We start from the raw sequence: 16076 nt of genomic DNA, 5'->3' as shown, positions 1-16076 counted from the left end.
AGTTAAACTTAACTCCTTCTTTTAAGTAAAACAGTCCATAGACCCGGAATGCCAAACTGCTTCGGTTGATTGTCCATGCTTTTCATTTCACGGAATTCTACTAGTTAAAAATTAACTTGCAGTAACACAAGTGAAGGGCATGAAATCTTAAGAGGAAAAGCTGTGAAAGGCCTCTCCCTTTCACAGCTTTTTCACAATTTAAAAGTACATCAACCTAGTTGTCAACCGGCTGTATTTTTACTTTTTTATCTTTTTCAACAAAGGTGTAGGCAATATGCGAATCACTCACCATTAACGTATCATTTTCAAGTTCCATCTCTTTTACTAAGTTCATATCAAGAATGGAGGAGTCATGCACATACCCGTAAACGACTTTGATTTCTTCGTCAATTTCGATATAGTCTGAGAGAAATGAGCGCCGATTGAGATTGGAGAGATGCGCCGTTCCATCCTGATACACCCAGTTCCCTTCGCTTTCTTCCTTAAACAGCGCCAGGCCTATACCTGCTCTTTCCTCTTTTCTCAGTGTATAAAAAACGAGCATTCCATGACTGGTTTCTTTTTCTTTTATTATTGAGTCAAAGTTCCCCTGCCGCTCTTTTAGCTGCGCTTCAATGTTTTCAGCATTTTCATTTCCAGTAAGGTAAATGACCAGAAACGCAAGACCAAAACAGGCAAAAACGGACCAAATGACCATCCTGCTTTTATTCAAGTGCTCACTCCTCATAGTAGAAAATCTTTATGGTAATTTTACCCTTATCAGATCAAGATAAACGTTGCTTCTCTTTCCTCTTGCATTCTCCTTCCTGCAGTCGATCTCCTTCTTCCTAATTTTTTTCACAAAAAAACTCTTCCGTTTCGGAACGAAAGAGCCAGTATGAAACGATACCGTTTTCCCCTGAAAATGCACAAAGCCGAGTAGATAGAACAAAACAAAACTTCCGCCTACTAAACCTACTAGTTGTTCCCAAGAAGTGAAAAACACATCGTTCGAATCGCCTGAAATCTACATCATGAAATAAGACTGCGCCTAGAGGTAAACGAACTGAATTGCACATCTATGATCGTATTAGACTGACGAGGGTAAGCATGAAAAAAGAAAGCCCCACCATGCAGGCTACCCAAAGCCAGGCAAGATCCATATTTCCTGAATCTATTGCCATGTAAATCGCAGTCGGGACAGTCTGGGTTTTACCTGGGATATTTCCCGCAAACATCAGGGTGGCACCAAATTCACCTAACGCTCTGGCAAAGCTCAGGATGCCTCCTGCAATAATTGCTTTTAATGCAAGCGGAACCGAGACATATAGAAAAAGTGTACGCTCACTCGCACCATCGACGCGTGCTGCCCGCTGAATATCTTCATCAATAGATTCAAATCCTGTTTTCGATGCTTGATACATAAGCGGAAAAGCAACAACAGAAGAAGCGATAACTGCCGCCCACCAGGTAAACATGATGGGTTGATCAAACAGCCATTCTATCGATTGACCGATTGGACTGTTTCGCCCAAAGATCATAATTAGCAGAAAACCAACCACAGAAGGGGGCAGGACGAGAGGCAGAAGAAACACGGTTTCTACTGCGATCTTTCCTTTAAACTTTCTATTTGCCATGAAATTGCCAAGCAACAGTCCAAAAATCAGCACAAAAAAACTGGATACAGTTGCGATTTCAATCGATAATCGGACGGGTCCCCAAAAATCCTGTGTCATTTATTTAATCAAATCCTTAAAACCGTATTCTTTAAACAAATCCATCGATTTATCGTTTTGTATGTATTGATAGAAAAGCGCTGCTTCCTTCGGATGATTACCCGAGCTCACAACGCCAGCCGGATACACGATGGGAGTATGGTCTTCTTCGTCCGCTTCAGCCGCAACCTCAACTTTATCTGAACGAAGTGCGTCTGTTTTATACACGATGCCGGCATCCACATTATTCGTTTCTACATACGTCAGAACCTGCCTGACATCCTTGGCAAAAATTAAGCTGCTTTCAGTCTTCTCCCAAACAGATACATTTTCAAGCACCTCTTTCCCGTAGATGCCTGCCGGGACGGAGTCAGGAGTGCCAATGGCAATTCGCTCTGCATAAACAATTTGATCAAACGACGAAAATTCGCTTTGGGTTCCTTTAGGAACGATGAGGACGATTTCATTTCCCAGCAAGTCAACCGATTGGTCTGAATCAATCAGTCCTTCTTCCACAAGCGGATCAAATGTTTCTGCTGCAGCAGAAAGAAACACATCCACCGGCGCCCCCTGTAAGATTTGCTGCTGAAGCGTCCCGGAAGAAGCAAGATTATAATTGATTTTTATGTAGGGGTAATCCTTTTCAAATTCCGTTTTAATTTCTCTCAATGCATCTTGAAGGCTTGAGGCTGCCGAAATGGTCAGCTCAACGGTTTCCTTCTCCTGATTTTCTGTTTCAGGCGAGCAGGCCGCTGCCACCAGCACAACAAACACAAGCAGGAGCACTAGCCTAATTCGTATCATCACCCAGGTTCTTCCCTTCTTGATCGATATAGCTAATTATAGCGAAAGAACATCTGCGAGGACAACGGGAAGTTGCGGTACTGCTTTTGGACAGCCTACCTCTAGTTCACCAAGCCAATAATATTGGAATCATGACGATAGAAAAGATAAGCAGCAAACTGATCTTTTGGTCCAATCGTTTTTCCAGGATGGGAATTTTCCCCTCGAGCTTATAAAAAAGGATTGTAATGACGGTAGCAATCCCTATGAAAGCCAAGTAAGCAGTCCAGCGATCTTCCATTAAAGGGTCCAATACATAGAAGAACCAGCCGAACATGACCGCAAGGATTAGTAACTCAAGTAGCGACAGCAACCTCACTTCATTTCCTCCTTCTTTTCAAGTATAAGAAAAGGTTGAGAACATTGAGTCTCAACCTCTTCCATGTTTGTTTTTTATGAATTAAATGGTGGTCAGTCTTCCTTCTTTGGCTCCTCAGTCTGCGGTCCCTGAGTTGCAGGAGGCTGAACGCCATTTTGAGAGGCTTGTGCTTTTTCTTTTTCAGAAACAACCGTATGGGTATTCCCGCGGTTCACTACATCCGAAAGAAGCTTGGAGACATCAATTCCTACAAGTTCCTTTAATGGTTCCTGCAGCGCAACCATGGTCTGAGTGATGCTTTTCCCGTATGCGGAAACACCGTCGCCGTTGCCTGTATCAATAATTTTTACCGAATCAATATTTGATAATGGCTGTGCAATTTTTTCTGCATAGATCGGCAGCATTTCAATGAGTTTCTCTGCCAGAATAACTTCCCCGTGCTGTGCAATGGCTTCAGTCAAGAGACGTCTTGATTCTGCTTCTGCTTTACCGCGCTCCAGGATAACTTGTGCTTCAGCAAGACCTTCTTCACGTTTAATTTTCGCCTTCGCTTCTCCGTCTATTTCAGCCTTGCGCGCGTCCGCTTCTGCTTGTCTTGTGACAGTGTAATAGTCTGCATCTGACTTGGCCCTGCGGATTTTGTTTTCTTCTTCTTCAATTTCAACCTGGCGTGAGCGCTCGTATTGCTGAATACGAAGCTCTTCTTCTTTTCGCTTGGCAAGTATACCTAGTTCCTCTTCTTGCACCTGCTTATCAAGTTTGGCTTTTTCCAGTATGTACGATTGTTCTGATTTTGCACGTGCACGCTCGGTTTCTTCTTTAATGGATGCATCTTTTAAGTCTTTAATTTTTTGTGCAGCCGCAATTTCTGTTTGGCGCTTGTATTCTTCTTCTTTTGCTTCCTTATCAGAGTTCGCACGCTGAATTCGCGTTTCTTTTTCACTGTTTGCTTCTGCGATTTCTGCAAGCTTTCGAACCTCAGCAATTCTCGGACGGCCCAGATTTTCTAGATAGCCGTTTTCACTGTCTGCATCTCGCAGATCCGTCAAGCCAAGTGATGTAATCCGGAATCCCATATCATCAAGCTGCTTTTGCGCAACGTCAGTTACCTGCGCGTTAAATGATTCACGGTCTTCATTAATTTGCTCTACTGTCATTTTTGATAGAATCGCCCGCAAGTTTGCACTCAGGACTTCAGCAATTTCTTCTTCAAGTTCTGATGATTTTTTACCAAGAAACTGCTCAGCGTAATTCGCTATTCCTTTTAACGTATCCGCGACCTTGACCATCGCAACCGCATCTGCCACAATTGGCACCCCTCCATTTGTGTAAACACGAGGTGTTGTCAGCTTCAGCTGAAATGAAGTCAGTTCAACAGGTGTAGCCGTTTGGTGCATCCGTAAAAGATGGCCGCCCCCACGGATAATCTTCATCGATCGTCCTTCTAAATCAGTAAATATATTTGTCTCTTTCTCTGTATCTCCCAATTTTGGCCCTGTAATGATGAGTGCCTGATTTGAGCGAGCCGTTCTGTAGCGAATCTTGTAATAAATAAACACAACTACTCCTGCAATGGCCAGAATGACTAAAATCGGAACAATAATTGTGAGTGCCTGAAGCATTTCCATGATGAATCTTCCTCCTTTTGTTTTCCTAAAGATATTCTTCAGAAAAAATTAATGATTCCGACTATATCTACGGAAGAACGAGAGAAAGGTTCCAGATTTGCGGAAATTTTTCCAAACGAATGACAAAAAGTAAAGATCGCACTCCTATATTTAAATAAGAATCTATTGAAAAATAAAGAAAGGTACTAGAAGAACACTTACTGATCCCCATACTGCTATAGCCATGATCCACCCAACCATGAATTGAGTCGTCGTTTTGTTTTTCTTTTCAGCTAACCATTTTATAAAAATGAGAACGACAAAGCCAACTAGAATAAAGTAAATTGACAGCCAAAACGATACGTGCATGTTCTTCTCCTCCTCCATTTTAAGTATCAGGAATTCCCAGTTTATTCTATGTTAACACATATAGATAATTTGAAATAAAACCAGCTATTCAACCAACCCTTATACCTGCTTTCTTTTAAGAGATCCATTCGCCTGCCTGTTCCATTTTATATTTTGATTCGCTAGGAAGACGCCAATAAATATCGTTACTAAGCCTGCGATCAAATTTTTTGAGATGGCCTCATCCAGTAAAACATGCCCCCACAGGATAGCGGTTAAGGGAACAAGATAGGTTACAGTGGTTGCAAATTCAGCTCCTCCTTCATTAATCAAATAATAGAAAAGCAGATGAGCAATTCCAGATCCCAGGCACCCCAGCCCGATGACTGCTCCTACGAAAAGCAGATCGACTGATTGGACCAAATTAGTGAATAAAGACGGGGTGGTAAAAACAGCACCAAGTCCTCCGATGCCGGCACCAACAAGCAAAGAAAGTGTGGTTAGGACAAATACATTAACTTCCTTTAAGTACCTTCTCGAAAATTGAGAAGAAAATCCATAGCAGGCGGCTGCTAGAATCATCGTTCCAATCCCGACAAATTGTCCGGAAAATAATTCACCCAACTGAAAGTTCATGAGGATTAAAATACCAATGAAGCCCAGAAAAATCCCGCCCCACTGACGTTTATTCAAGAGCACAGAAAAAACGGCAAACCCCATCACCGCAGTTAAGATAGGTGTTGAAGCATTCAATACCGCGGCAGCACTGCTGGTGATTTCGGTCTGGCTGAGCGCGATCAACCCCCACGGCAGCCCCGCATTAAAAACTCCGACTGTTATAATGGCTTTCCATGGCAGGGGACGCTGTTTTTTTTCTGGCTTTTTCTTCAACAAAAGAACCGGAATCAAGATGACAGCACCTGCAAGACACCTGACAAAAACAGTTCCCCAAACTCCCGCAGTCGAAATTAATTCTTCTATAAAAACAAACGAAAGTCCCCAAATTAAGCTTAATAGAATTAATGCACTATATAATTTCATTAACTTCTCCTTCCCCATCCAGTTGCTGTTTCAAATCAACTGGCTTTAAACTGTGCAAGCTATCCTTTTTAAAGACTATTAATCTCTCATCATAACTTCGTGTATTCTCACCACTTTGGATATTCTGTGGTCAGGCGGTGACACAACTTCCATACCTCATTGTACAATAAATGCCAATTATAAATACTTCCTTATTTTGAAAATCAGAAGTTCCGTGTACAAAAAAAGGCTGAGACACATGTCCCAGCCCCCCGTTCATTATTAATTTGTCGTTAGATCGGATTCTTCTGTATTTACCGCCGTACTTGTTCCTTCCAGAGCTTCCATGATCTCATCTTTCATAATAGGAGCGAATGTTCTGGAGAACGTTGCCGTAATATGATTACTATCAAAGTGCGTAATGATATTTCCTACTACATAATAACAGTAGTCTTCATCGCAAAAATAGTCGGTCAAATCCATTGTTGTTACATTATCAGGAAAGGATTCTACCAAAGAATAGGGACTTGGATCTCTAATTACTTCGTCACGGTCTTCTTTACATTCTTCAGGATTTTCCGGATTATCATTAATACAGTTCAGCACGCTCTGACCATACCATGGAGTATCTCTAACTAAGAATAGAGGAATGTCCTGAGAATCAAAGAATTCCCATGCATCGATAAAGCCCTCTGGCACCGTGTCAAAGTGTTCGTCTTTTTTACCTGCGTCCCCAACTGAGAAAATCAAATCCGGTTTATCGTCAACTAGTGCCTGCATAACATTCGCAAACCAGTCATTGCATTCTGTAAACTTTGATTCTACTTTTGTTGTGAAGCGGCAATTTCCTTTTAAATACGTTTGGATTCGTATATTTTCATCTTTCACAACCTCACTTAGCATGGGCTGCCAATGAGCAGCATGCGAACCCCCTACAAGTGCGATCGTTTTGGTGTAATTTTCTACTTCTCCGTATTCGCATACTCTTACATCCGTTGTGCCGCCGCCTAAAATACAGCTATCCGGATAAATGTCGGCTCTGTCCTGAGAAGCATTATCCAATCTTGGCAGGTATGATTCCTCAAATCCTTCATCACCCTGCAGATCGTCTGTATAAAATTTAATTAACGCACCTGGATGTGACGGAATATCTGCATCCTCCACTACTATATCTTCCATTACCACATCTAAAGAGCCAGAGACACTCTCTGTTTCATCTTGTTCTAATAGATTATTCTGATACAGCTGTGCTGAGACTATTAATAGAATTGACATTGCAAGAATTGTAGAAGCTGTCTTCCAAACAGGAATTTCTATCGTCCTGATTGGCTTCTCAATAAGCCTGATTGTTAAGTAAGCAAAAACTGCTGCGACCGTCATGATCAATAATCCGTTGATGATCGAAACCTGTTCAACGTCAAAATAGGCATAATAAAAGATTAATAGAGGCCAATGCCATAGGTAAAACGCATAAGAGATTCCACCAAATTTAACAAGTGGCTTCCAGCTCAAAACTTTATAAGCACTGAAATGTTCTGCATGATTCCCTGCCACGATGATAAACACCGCTGATAAAACCGGCCACAATGCCGCATAACCTGGGAATACACTCGAAACTTGAAACAGTATTCCACCGCTTAATAAGCCAAATAGGCCCATCCACCCCATGATCCAGGCGAGTGATTTCTTAATAGAAATTTTATGAATTGTTAAAGAAAGAATTCCGCCAATACCAAATTCCCACACACGCGTAAAGGTATGATAATAAGCAACTGGCTGATTTACGCTTGTTAAATAGATTGAATAGGTCAGTGATGCTAAAATCACTATACTAATAGTAGGAATAAGTACTTTCTTCATATCTATTTTTACTATTTTCCTTAAAGAGACCGCAATAGAAAATAGAATCAGCCATAGTAAATAAAATTGGAACTGAATGCTTAATGCCCAAAAGTGCTGGTACGGAGACGCAGAATTATTTTGAGCTAAATAATCAACTGCATCAATTGCCAATCTCCAGTTTTGAAAATAAAATGAGGATGCTATAAATTCACTTAATACTTGGTACCTTGTGAAAAGCGGTAATAAAAATAAGCTTGCTACAAAGGTAATGACTCCGATTATCCACGCAGTTGGCAGTAACCGTTTTAACAACTTGACTACATACGAAAAATACAAAATCCTGCCTTTTCGGTTATACATCGATAAAAGAGAAGTTGTAATTAAAAACCCTGATACGACGAAAAATACATCGACTCCACCCGAAACACGGTTGAACCATATATGGTATATGGCAACTAAAATGGCAGCTACTGCTCGTAACCCCTCTAGTTCTACGCGAATTCGTCTTTGATTAGGTATATCCTTCAAAAAATTTCACTCCCGTTACAATAATAACAAACATGTTACCTATCGTATCATATTACCTATAGCTTGTCATAATATGTATTTAACTTTTTAAAATAATTGATTAAAGTAGTTATATATACTGGAAAAAGGCTGTGAAACTGGTCTTTGTAACTTGCAAGCTGATCCAGAGGAATGATTTAAGAGAATCAGCATCTTCGAAACTATTAATTAGGCAATAAAAAATCCTTTCTAAAGAAACGGTCAGGAATCCACCCGTCCGAAATCATTAGTAAAGGATCAAATCATAAAGCCGTTATTCAACAAACCATGTTAGCTAGACCTTTGTACCGAAAAGGTTAAGTTCAGAATATACTCGCGCAGATCATGTATGTTCGTCTCGTGACAACGCTCTTTTAGACACGAAAACAAAAATCACTATACTAGCTGCCACTAACCAAAGTATATTTTTATTTAAAAGAAGCAGCTGATTCGCTCCATACGCTTCTAATGCAACCGCAGGAATTTTCCCTATAGTACTCGCGGCAATAAAAGAAAGAGCGCCCATTGAACTAGTCGCTGCGAGCAAAGTGACGAGACCTGACGGCATAAAAGGCAGTAAACGGAGGGCAATTACCAAGCCAAAGGCTCTAACACCCTTTACTTGCTCAAACCGTGCGAACCATCTAACATACTTGGCCTTTCCGCGGTCTTTCAATAACAAAATTCCCTTTTTATATAAATAGAAGCTGACAATCGCCCCTAAAACCTCTCCTGCAAAAGAGAGAAGCAACCCTTGTTCAAAACCAAAAAAAGCGATATTCGCTGTTGTAAGAAAAAAACTGGGTATGAAGGCAAATACACTGATGATCACACTTGCCAGCAAACTTATGCCAATCGCCAGTGAAGGGTTATGTTGAAACCAATCAAACAAAATCGTATCCAGCTTTATTTCCCCCTTCAAAAAATCATTCCGTATTCATTTTACACAATACGGGGCTAATTGAATAAGGGAACTTTCGGCAAAAGCATGAAATTAAAGAAGCCCTCTTCCGATAATAGGAGAAGGGCAGAATTCGATTAATGTTTTTATATTTTACCATACCCTGGGTTCATCTTTTAGCTGGACTATTTAAGCATTTAAAATACTCTCCGGTTAAGTCCTCTATAATTTTATGTTGGTTTCTAATTAAATGCGGGCGAATATGGTAGTAATCCTGTCCATTTGCATGCATCTTACCAAATGCAGGAACCTGAGAATATTTCACATGATCCATCCACTTATTCTTTCTTGCAGATAAATGCCGATATTTAGTCGCGTGAATGCCCCAACCGTAACACATCCACGGGTGCTGTTTGAGTTCTTCTAAGAGTGGAAGTTCATCCATAATGGTCGTTTCATGCTGTTGAGAGATTGTCTCGTACAGACCTATAGCTGAATTACTCTTCGGATTCCTTAATGAAAATAAATTATAAATATGAACTCTCCCGTCCAGCGACTTGTCTTCATTGATCCTGCTGACCAGTCTCCCCATTTGTGTCATTGTTGGGTCTACTTTAAGCTCGTACACTTCTTTTACGTTTGAGAAGCTGCTCTTTTTTAAAGGTTCTGAACTTCCCGGATTTAGTAAAAGAAAGCAGCCTAAAGAATTTGTTCCTTTTCCCCATTGCAGAAAAGCAGATGTCCTGAATGTATACCCTTTTTCCTTTACAAAACAGCCGTATGCTCTGTATGAATTGCTCATACTCAACCTCCCTTTTTTAGCATCACCTGTTTTAACAGACGTATATATTAGTTTCTACTTCCAAACAAAAAAACCTTTTTATTACAACTTTTGTAATGAAAAGGTTTTTAGACAGGTAATTATCTCTCTATCTCCTTCCACAAGTGAACGCCATTCTAAATTTGATAAAGTCATGCATCAAAGCGGCTTTTTTGCCTTGTTCTGTTCGGGGATTTGCATGTTTTTTCAGCTGCTCAAGAAAGGCGAGGTCGCATTCACACATTGACCCGCCTCGTTCGTAGCATTCATCATGGGTTTTGCAGCAGGCATCGACTTCATTTACCGGGGCCCCGGGACCGCTGCATCCCGGACCACACCAATTATATCCAGGAAACAGGCACAGCCCGGGTGGACGATTCATTCTTCTCCTATCCAACGAGTTCACTTCCTCTATTTATTCGTTCTGATTTACTATATGCGTGTGTGGTAAATCTGCTTAGTACATCGTCCTATTTCGAAGTCTTTTATTTTTTGTTTTCACAAGAACTTGTACTTTGTTTCTGTTGATGTTTCAGCATTCAACTTAAGTGGAAAGCTATGTAATAAGAAGAACGATGAGGAGAGGATACGTAAAATGAAAGCAATTGATGATTATTTCCCAAAAACCTATGAGGAATCACGAAAGGTTTTCCGCAAAAATTTTGATATCATTAAAGCGCTTTGGCCTAACGCCGAGCTTACGTCGCACTCAATCGGCAAAGAAGAAGACAATACGATTGATATGATTTACGCCGAGGGTACTGAAACGAATGAGCGTGTGCTATTTATGACTTCAGGTGAGCATGGAATTGAAGGCTATGCAGGTGCGGCGATGCTCGATGTTTTTGCAAGTGAGCTTGCAGATCTGGTGGATGTAAAACGAACAGGGATTTGCTTAATTCACGCGCTGAATCCGTGGGGAATGAAGCATTTCAGACGTGTTACTGAAAACAATGTGGATTTAAATCGTAACTATTTAGTGGATTCAAGTGTTCCAGAAGACATAAATAAAGAATATGAACGTTTACTTAAGTTATTTCTGCCAGACGGAAAAATTAAAAGCTATCTGGTGGAAGAGTCAGAAATTCGCAATCATATGTCAAGAGGCGTCGTGTCAGAAGGCTACAGCGGCCTGATGGAAGCAAAAGGCATGGGTCAGTTTGAATTTCCTACCGGGGTTTATTTCGGAGGAAAAGAAAAGGAAGAGTCTGCTGTCTTTTTAATTTCGATTCAGCGAAAATTGCTGTCCACTTTCAGCAAAGTCATTCACATGGACTGGCATACTGCTCTTGGACCGACGAAAGAGGTCACCATGGTTATGAGTGAAAATGATGGCCGCAGTGATAAAGAACTGAAGAAGGAATATGGCTTGAAAAATGTAAAAACCTTCAGTCCCGGTGATGTGAAAGGTGATTCAACAAATCATTTCTATGAAATCAAGAACCTGGAATTCCCTCAAACAAGACTGTTTTCTGCTCTTTTTGAGTTTGGCACATTCGGAACGAGCATGTCTGCGAATATTCGTGAATTCTTAACCATTACGCTTGAAAACAGGCTTTATCATGAAGGAGCTGAGCATGAAGAAGACCGTCAGAAAATTCTCAGCGAATTTAAGGCCATGTTCTACCCTGACGATCACGACTGGAGACTAGCCGTTCTGACAGAGGGCCGCAATGCGATAAAGGGTGTATTTAAAGCAGAAGGACTCTATACGATTAGAGGCTAAATGCATGAACGTTATCATGAAAGTCCACTGAGATCTTCTGACTGCATTCATTTAAAAGAAGTAAATTAAAAATCTCCATTCGTTTCATCCTTTAAAGGAACGAATGGAGATTTTTATGTTTACTTTATATTCTTCAGGAGGTTCACATGTAGAGCTTTGTTATACTTGTTCTCTTACAACCGTACCAGCGAAGGCATCATGAGGCAGTACAGCACCTTCTTCTCCTTCAAAGGAGGCCCGGTTTTTCCACAAATCGAGTGTGCTTAAAGTATCTCTGTACACCAATCTCTTTAAAATTTGTTCTGTAGACAGTTCCGTCCCGTCTATGCTTTCGAGCGTGAGCCCCATTTTTTTATAGCCAATTGTCTGACCGCCACAGTGAAGCTGAATGTACTCAAGTCCCCACAGGACTACTGTCGGCGTAATCATCATATGAACAAACTCATTTTTCACCTTTTTACGAAGGAATTGTTCAACTCCAGCTGTCACAAGTCCGGAGATGGCCAAATCAATTAAAATGGCCTTTGTACGTTTTTTTGTAATCGTCTCCATCAGAGCCCTCCTATATTTTCAAGTTATTTCCTAAGTATAACAAACTCATAGAATCAGGCGAAAGAAAAAACAAGGACCCTTTTTTCAGAAGGGTCCCCAGGTGAGTACTATTACGTGTTTTAGAACATGGTTCATAAAACCGAAAGAGCATTTTTCATGCCTTCTTTTTTTATGAATTCGCCCACATGACAAGACTTGCACAGCCGAGCACTTCTTCCGGTTTCCCTACCTGTTTAATTACCCCTTTTTCAATAAAGACTACACGATCTGCGATGGCCTGTGCATCCGCCTGATCATGCGTCACAAAAATAGATGTAATTCCTGTCTTTTTTAAAATCCCGCGAAGCTCATCTCTTATTTTAATTTGGAGATTTGCATCAAGATTCGAAAACGGTTCGTCAAAAATCAGAAGGGATGGAGCAGGTGCCAGTGCACGGGCTAATGCCACACGCTGCTGCTGTCCGCCGCTCAGTTCATATGGATAGCGATTCTTGTAGTTCGTCATATTAATCAGTTCAAGCATTTCTTCCATTCTTTTTTGTTTTTCACGGCGGTTCATTTTCTTTAAGCCATACTTTATGTTTTTTTCCACAGTCATATGGGGGAAAAGTGCATAATCCTGAAAGACCATTCCCACGTTTCGTTTTTCCGGAGGCATAACATGGTGCCCGCTGAAAATAAGATGATTATTTATGGTAATGGAACCGCTTTTCGGTGTTTCCAATCCTGACAGCAGTCGCAGAATCGTACTTTTCCCGCTCCCGCTTTCTCCAAGAATCGTAATGATTTCTCCCTGCTCAATTGATAACGAAAAATCTTTTAAAACAGGCTCTGTGCTATTTTTATACTGATACTGAAGATTTTTGATTTGAACAAACATTACGCTGGCTCCTTTTCCAATAATTTGTGGGAAACAAAAATAAAAATACCGCTGACGATAATAATCAAAATGGAAGCAAGAGCTGCTTCGTGCACTCGTTCATCGTTTGCATACTTATAGGCCTGAGTAGCCAGCGTAGCAAAGTTAAAGGGCTGTAGAAAGAGCGTGAGCGGCAACTCCTTTAACACATCAATAAAGACCAGGATAAACCCGCCAAATATCGCCGGCTTCATCATAGGAAGATCGACTTTGAAAAAGGTCTTAACCGTTGAGAACCCTAATGTGCGTGAAGCTTCTGTAAATGTATTTCCCATTTTTTCATAGCCCGCATCAACCGCATTATACCCAATGGCAAGAAAACGGATGATATAAGCAGACACCAGCATGACAAGACTGGTTCTAAGAATAATGACCGGTTCAATCTGCAGCGTTCGATATAGATCAGCCAAATAGCCGTCGAGTGCAACAAAAATAGTAATAATCGAAATCGCAATGGCTGCTCCCGGGATCGAATAGCCAAGTGTTGTAACCCGTGAAATCAGAGAGGTCAGAAGACTCTTATGAAGTCTTGTATAGTTCCCAATGATTAATGCGATAATGACAATTAAAATGGAAGCAATCGATGCAATAAAAACAGATTGATAGATCAGCTGAATAAATTCACTGCTGAAGACTGATTCAAATGTTAAGAACGCCCAATACAAAAGCTGGGTGAACGGAATTAGAAACGCAACACCGAAAACCGTAAAACAATAACCTGCGAGCAGCCAAGCCTTGACACCTTTTAATTTCTTTGGCTGAATCGGTCTGACTTTTGTAGTGGAAAAGCTGAACCTTCTTCTGCCTCTGCTGACTTTTTCAAGAACCAGAATAAAGATTACGAGAAACATTAAGGCACCGGCCAGCTTAAGAGCAGAGTCGAGGTCCTTCATTCCGTACCATGTTCTAAAAATTGCAGTACTGAAGGTTTGAATGCCAAAATAGTTGGCCACACCATAATCATTCAGCACTTCTAAAACGACTAGTGTAACGCTCCCCACAATCGCTGCTCTTGAAATAGGCAAAATCACCCGAAAGAACGTTTCAAAGGAGCTGCTGCCAAGTAATCGGGCGTTTTCTATGATTGAAGAAGATTGATTTTGAAGAAATGCTTTAGTTATCGTATAAACGTACGGAAAAAGAAAAATCGAAAAAATAAAAATGGCACCCTGGTTATTCATAATCGAAAAGTAGTCTTGGTTCACCGTTACATCGAAGTCGTTTCTAAGCTTACTTTGTATGATGCCTGTATAGTTAATTAACCCGTGGTAGGCATATGCCCCAATATAGGGCGGAATGGCAAGAGGCAAGATGAGTGCCCATTTAAAAAAGCGTCTAAAGGGGAATTCAAACATGGTGACGAACCATGCGAGACTTACTCCGATCATCATGGAAAAAAGAGCAGTAAAGCTTATTAAAATAACTGTATTTGTAATGTATTCCTTCAACAAATACTCTTTAATATGCTGCCAGTTTTCATTCGATTCCGTAAAAACATTCACAGCAATTAATCCGTTGGGAATCAAAATGATGGCAATAAAGATCAGGCTTAAAATGGCCCATATATTAAATTTTGATTTAATCGTCCTGACTCCGTGTCTCATCGTTCACACCCTCATGCTGTTCATGATCTCAGTATCAATAGATAGTGAAAATCATTATCAATAAAACCAATATAACCGTACCACAATTACGTGGCACGGTCTATTGTCTAGTGCATCCTTATTTCCAGCCAGCCTGGTCAAACAAGCGAATAGCTTCCTGCTGATTTTCTCCCAATACAGATAAGTTCAAATCCTGTTCTTTAAATTCACCCCATGATTCAAGCAAGCCTGTGACTTCAACAGCCGGATTAACCGGATATTCATAATTGGCTGCTGCAAACTCCTCCTGAGATGCTTCACTTGATAAGTATTCCATCAACTGTATAGCTTCATCAGAATTTTTAGCATGCTTAGTCATTGAAATGCCGCTTATATTTACATGCGTTCCGGTTGTATCCTGGTTCGGGAAAAAGACGCCGACTGACTCGGCAACTTTAACTTCCTCAGGATCCTCTGAATTCAGCATTCCGCCAATGTAATACGTATTCATAATGGCAACATCCGCTTGACCGGCTGCCACTGCTTTTGCCTGATCGCGATCCCCGCCCTGAGGTTCAATCGCCATATTGTTTACAATTCCTTCTGCCCATTTGGCTGCTTCTTCAGATCCATTTAATTCAATTAAAGATGCAAGAAGAGAAATGTTATACATATTACTTGAAGAGCGCACGGCAATACGGTCCTCCCATTCAGGCTCCGTCAATGCTTCATACGTTGATAGTTCTGAAGGATCCACACGTTCTTTATCATATACAATGACACGCGCCCGCTTCGTCAGACCAAACCATTCATTATCTACATCACGAAATTTTTCAGGAATGTTTTCAGCCAGTACTTCGCTTTCTACCGGCTGCAGCAGCTCACTCTCACTTGCTGAGTGGAGGTTTCCTGCATCCGCTGTAATAAACAAATCAGCTTCTGTGCTTTCCCCCTCCTGATTTAACCGCTCAATCAGCTCATCGCCGCTTCCTTCAACGACATTCACTTCAATTCCAGTTTCTTCTGTAAATGCATCATATAGAGCCTGATCTGTTTCATAGTGCCGGCTTGTATACAAGTTAACTTCTCCGGCCTCTTCAGATCCTGTATCACCTGAAGCATCTGAATTCTCAGAATCCGTTTCTTCTGTATTACCATTTCCACAAGCTGCGATAAAAACAGATAGTGAAAGAATAAGCAGTGCGAATAAAGACATACGTACGAATTTAGTCATTATGTAATCCTCCTGATCGTATAGTGCCTATGACTTCTATAACCGAGAATGATTATCAAAATCACAAGCAAACTTAGTATACCTCCAAATGAGAAAGGTTGTCAATTACACTTTTGAAAAAT

The 16076-nt window shown here is 40.8% G+C and carries 16 protein-coding genes; 1 reads left to right on the top strand and 15 read right to left on the bottom strand.

What is annotated here, in order from left to right; genetic code table 11:
- Nucleotides 1-214: 214 nt before the first annotated feature.
- The 11 genes from KR50_RS03640 to KR50_RS03585 form a co-directional block, all read right to left on the bottom strand.
- Nucleotides 215-712: a hypothetical protein gene (locus KR50_RS03640; RefSeq protein WP_041055045.1), complete on the bottom strand. Its 498-nt coding sequence runs from the start codon at nt 710-712 to the stop codon at nt 215-217.
- Nucleotides 713-1058: 346 nt separating this feature from the next.
- Nucleotides 1059-1715 (bottom strand): molybdate ABC transporter permease subunit, encoded by a 657-nt coding sequence (gene modB, locus KR50_RS03630; RefSeq protein WP_041055039.1) that lies wholly within the window; start codon nt 1713-1715, stop codon nt 1059-1061.
- A complete protein-coding gene (gene modA, locus KR50_RS03625) occupies nt 1716-2498 on the bottom strand; it encodes a molybdate ABC transporter substrate-binding protein (protein ID WP_041055699.1) in 783 nt (260 codons plus the stop codon).
- Between the two features lie 106 nt (nt 2499-2604).
- Nucleotides 2605-2856, bottom strand: coding sequence for a hypothetical protein (locus KR50_RS03620; protein ID WP_041055037.1), 252 nt, complete (start codon nt 2854-2856; stop codon nt 2605-2607).
- 92 nt (nt 2857-2948) lie between these two features.
- Complete coding sequence (locus KR50_RS03615) at nt 2949-4484, bottom strand: flotillin family protein (protein ID WP_041055033.1); 1536 nt, start codon at nt 4482-4484, stop codon at nt 2949-2951.
- Nucleotides 4485-4646: 162 nt separating this feature from the next.
- Complete coding sequence (locus tag KR50_RS03610) at nt 4647-4832, bottom strand: hypothetical protein (RefSeq protein WP_041055030.1); 186 nt, start codon at nt 4830-4832, stop codon at nt 4647-4649.
- Between the two features lie 99 nt (nt 4833-4931).
- Complete coding sequence (locus KR50_RS03605) at nt 4932-5852, bottom strand: DMT family transporter (protein ID WP_041055027.1); 921 nt, start codon at nt 5850-5852, stop codon at nt 4932-4934.
- Nucleotides 5853-6113: 261 nt separating this feature from the next.
- The gene (locus KR50_RS03600; RefSeq protein WP_041055025.1) at nt 6114-8201 is read right to left on the bottom strand and encodes an acyltransferase family protein; all 2088 of its coding nucleotides are present in this window, start codon (nt 8199-8201) and stop codon (nt 6114-6116) included.
- Between the two features lie 361 nt (nt 8202-8562).
- Nucleotides 8563-9141: a TVP38/TMEM64 family protein gene (locus KR50_RS03595; protein ID WP_232304234.1), complete on the bottom strand. Its 579-nt coding sequence runs from the start codon at nt 9139-9141 to the stop codon at nt 8563-8565.
- A 148-nt stretch (nt 9142-9289) separates the two neighbouring features.
- Complete coding sequence (locus tag KR50_RS03590) at nt 9290-9922, bottom strand: hypothetical protein (protein ID WP_041055021.1); 633 nt, start codon at nt 9920-9922, stop codon at nt 9290-9292.
- A gap of 127 nt (nt 9923-10049) precedes the next feature.
- Nucleotides 10050-10322, bottom strand: coding sequence for a hypothetical protein (locus KR50_RS03585; RefSeq protein ID WP_041055016.1), 273 nt, complete (start codon nt 10320-10322; stop codon nt 10050-10052).
- Nucleotides 10323-10535: 213 nt separating this feature from the next.
- Here KR50_RS03585 and KR50_RS03580 point away from each other — a divergent pair, with 213 nt between their 5' ends.
- Nucleotides 10536-11666, top strand: a complete 1131-nt coding sequence (locus KR50_RS03580) for a M14 family metallopeptidase (RefSeq protein WP_041055013.1) — start codon at nt 10536-10538, stop codon at nt 11664-11666.
- Between the two features lie 159 nt (nt 11667-11825).
- Here KR50_RS03580 and KR50_RS03575 read toward each other — a convergent pair whose 3' ends face one another.
- The 4 genes from KR50_RS03575 to KR50_RS03560 all read right to left on the bottom strand — a co-directional run bounded on the left by KR50_RS03575 (nt 11826) and on the right by KR50_RS03560 (nt 15954).
- Nucleotides 11826-12218, bottom strand: a complete 393-nt coding sequence (locus KR50_RS03575) for an RDD family protein (RefSeq protein ID WP_041055008.1) — start codon at nt 12216-12218, stop codon at nt 11826-11828.
- Nucleotides 12219-12387: 169 nt separating this feature from the next.
- Nucleotides 12388-13098, bottom strand: coding sequence for an ABC transporter ATP-binding protein (locus KR50_RS03570; RefSeq protein WP_041055005.1), 711 nt, complete (start codon nt 13096-13098; stop codon nt 12388-12390).
- On the bottom strand, nt 13098-14741 hold the full coding sequence (locus KR50_RS03565) for an ABC transporter permease (protein ID WP_041055003.1): 1644 nt from the start codon (nt 14739-14741) through the stop codon (nt 13098-13100). Before KR50_RS03565 ends, KR50_RS03570 begins: the two co-directional genes overlap by 1 nt.
- A 118-nt stretch (nt 14742-14859) precedes the next feature.
- The gene (locus tag KR50_RS03560; protein ID WP_041054999.1) at nt 14860-15954 is read right to left on the bottom strand and encodes a Fe(3+) ABC transporter substrate-binding protein; all 1095 of its coding nucleotides are present in this window, start codon (nt 15952-15954) and stop codon (nt 14860-14862) included.
- Between the last annotated feature and the right edge of the window lie 122 nt (nt 15955-16076).

The sequence above is a fragment of the Jeotgalibacillus campisalis genome (genome assembly GCF_000829515.1).
GTDB lineage: Bacteria > Bacillota > Bacilli > Bacillales > Jeotgalibacillaceae > Jeotgalibacillus > Jeotgalibacillus campisalis.
This window is presented reverse-complemented; position numbering and strand designations above follow the sequence as displayed.

What these genes read in the sequence shown, in the direction of transcription:
- modB (WP_041055039.1), bottom strand. Translation starts at nt 1,715, where the DNA reads ATGACACAGGATTTTTGGGGACCCGTCCGATTATCGATTGAAATCGCA.
- modA (WP_041055699.1), bottom strand. Translation starts at nt 2,498, where the DNA reads ATGATACGAATTAGGCTAGTGCTCCTGCTTGTGTTTGTTGTGCTGGTG.
- KR50_RS03615 (WP_041055033.1), bottom strand. Translation starts at nt 4,484, where the DNA reads ATGGAAATGCTTCAGGCACTCACAATTATTGTTCCGATTTTAGTCATT.
- KR50_RS03610 (WP_041055030.1), bottom strand. Translation starts at nt 4,832, where the DNA reads ATGCACGTATCGTTTTGGCTGTCAATTTACTTTATTCTAGTTGGCTTT.
- KR50_RS03605 (WP_041055027.1), bottom strand. Translation starts at nt 5,852, where the DNA reads ATGAAATTATATAGTGCATTAATTCTATTAAGCTTAATTTGGGGACTT.
- KR50_RS03590 (WP_041055021.1), bottom strand. Translation starts at nt 9,922, where the DNA reads ATGAGCAATTCATACAGAGCATACGGCTGTTTTGTAAAGGAAAAAGGG.
- KR50_RS03585 (WP_041055016.1), bottom strand. Translation starts at nt 10,322, where the DNA reads ATGAATCGTCCACCCGGGCTGTGCCTGTTTCCTGGATATAATTGGTGT.
- KR50_RS03580 (WP_041055013.1), top strand. Translation starts at nt 10,536, where the DNA reads ATGAAAGCAATTGATGATTATTTCCCAAAAACCTATGAGGAATCACGA.
- KR50_RS03575 (WP_041055008.1), bottom strand. Translation starts at nt 12,218, where the DNA reads ATGGAGACGATTACAAAAAAACGTACAAAGGCCATTTTAATTGATTTG.
- KR50_RS03570 (WP_041055005.1), bottom strand. Translation starts at nt 13,098, where the DNA reads ATGTTTGTTCAAATCAAAAATCTTCAGTATCAGTATAAAAATAGCACA.
- KR50_RS03565 (WP_041055003.1), bottom strand. Translation starts at nt 14,741, where the DNA reads ATGAGACACGGAGTCAGGACGATTAAATCAAAATTTAATATATGGGCC.
- KR50_RS03560 (WP_041054999.1), bottom strand. Translation starts at nt 15,954, where the DNA reads ATGACTAAATTCGTACGTATGTCTTTATTCGCACTGCTTATTCTTTCA.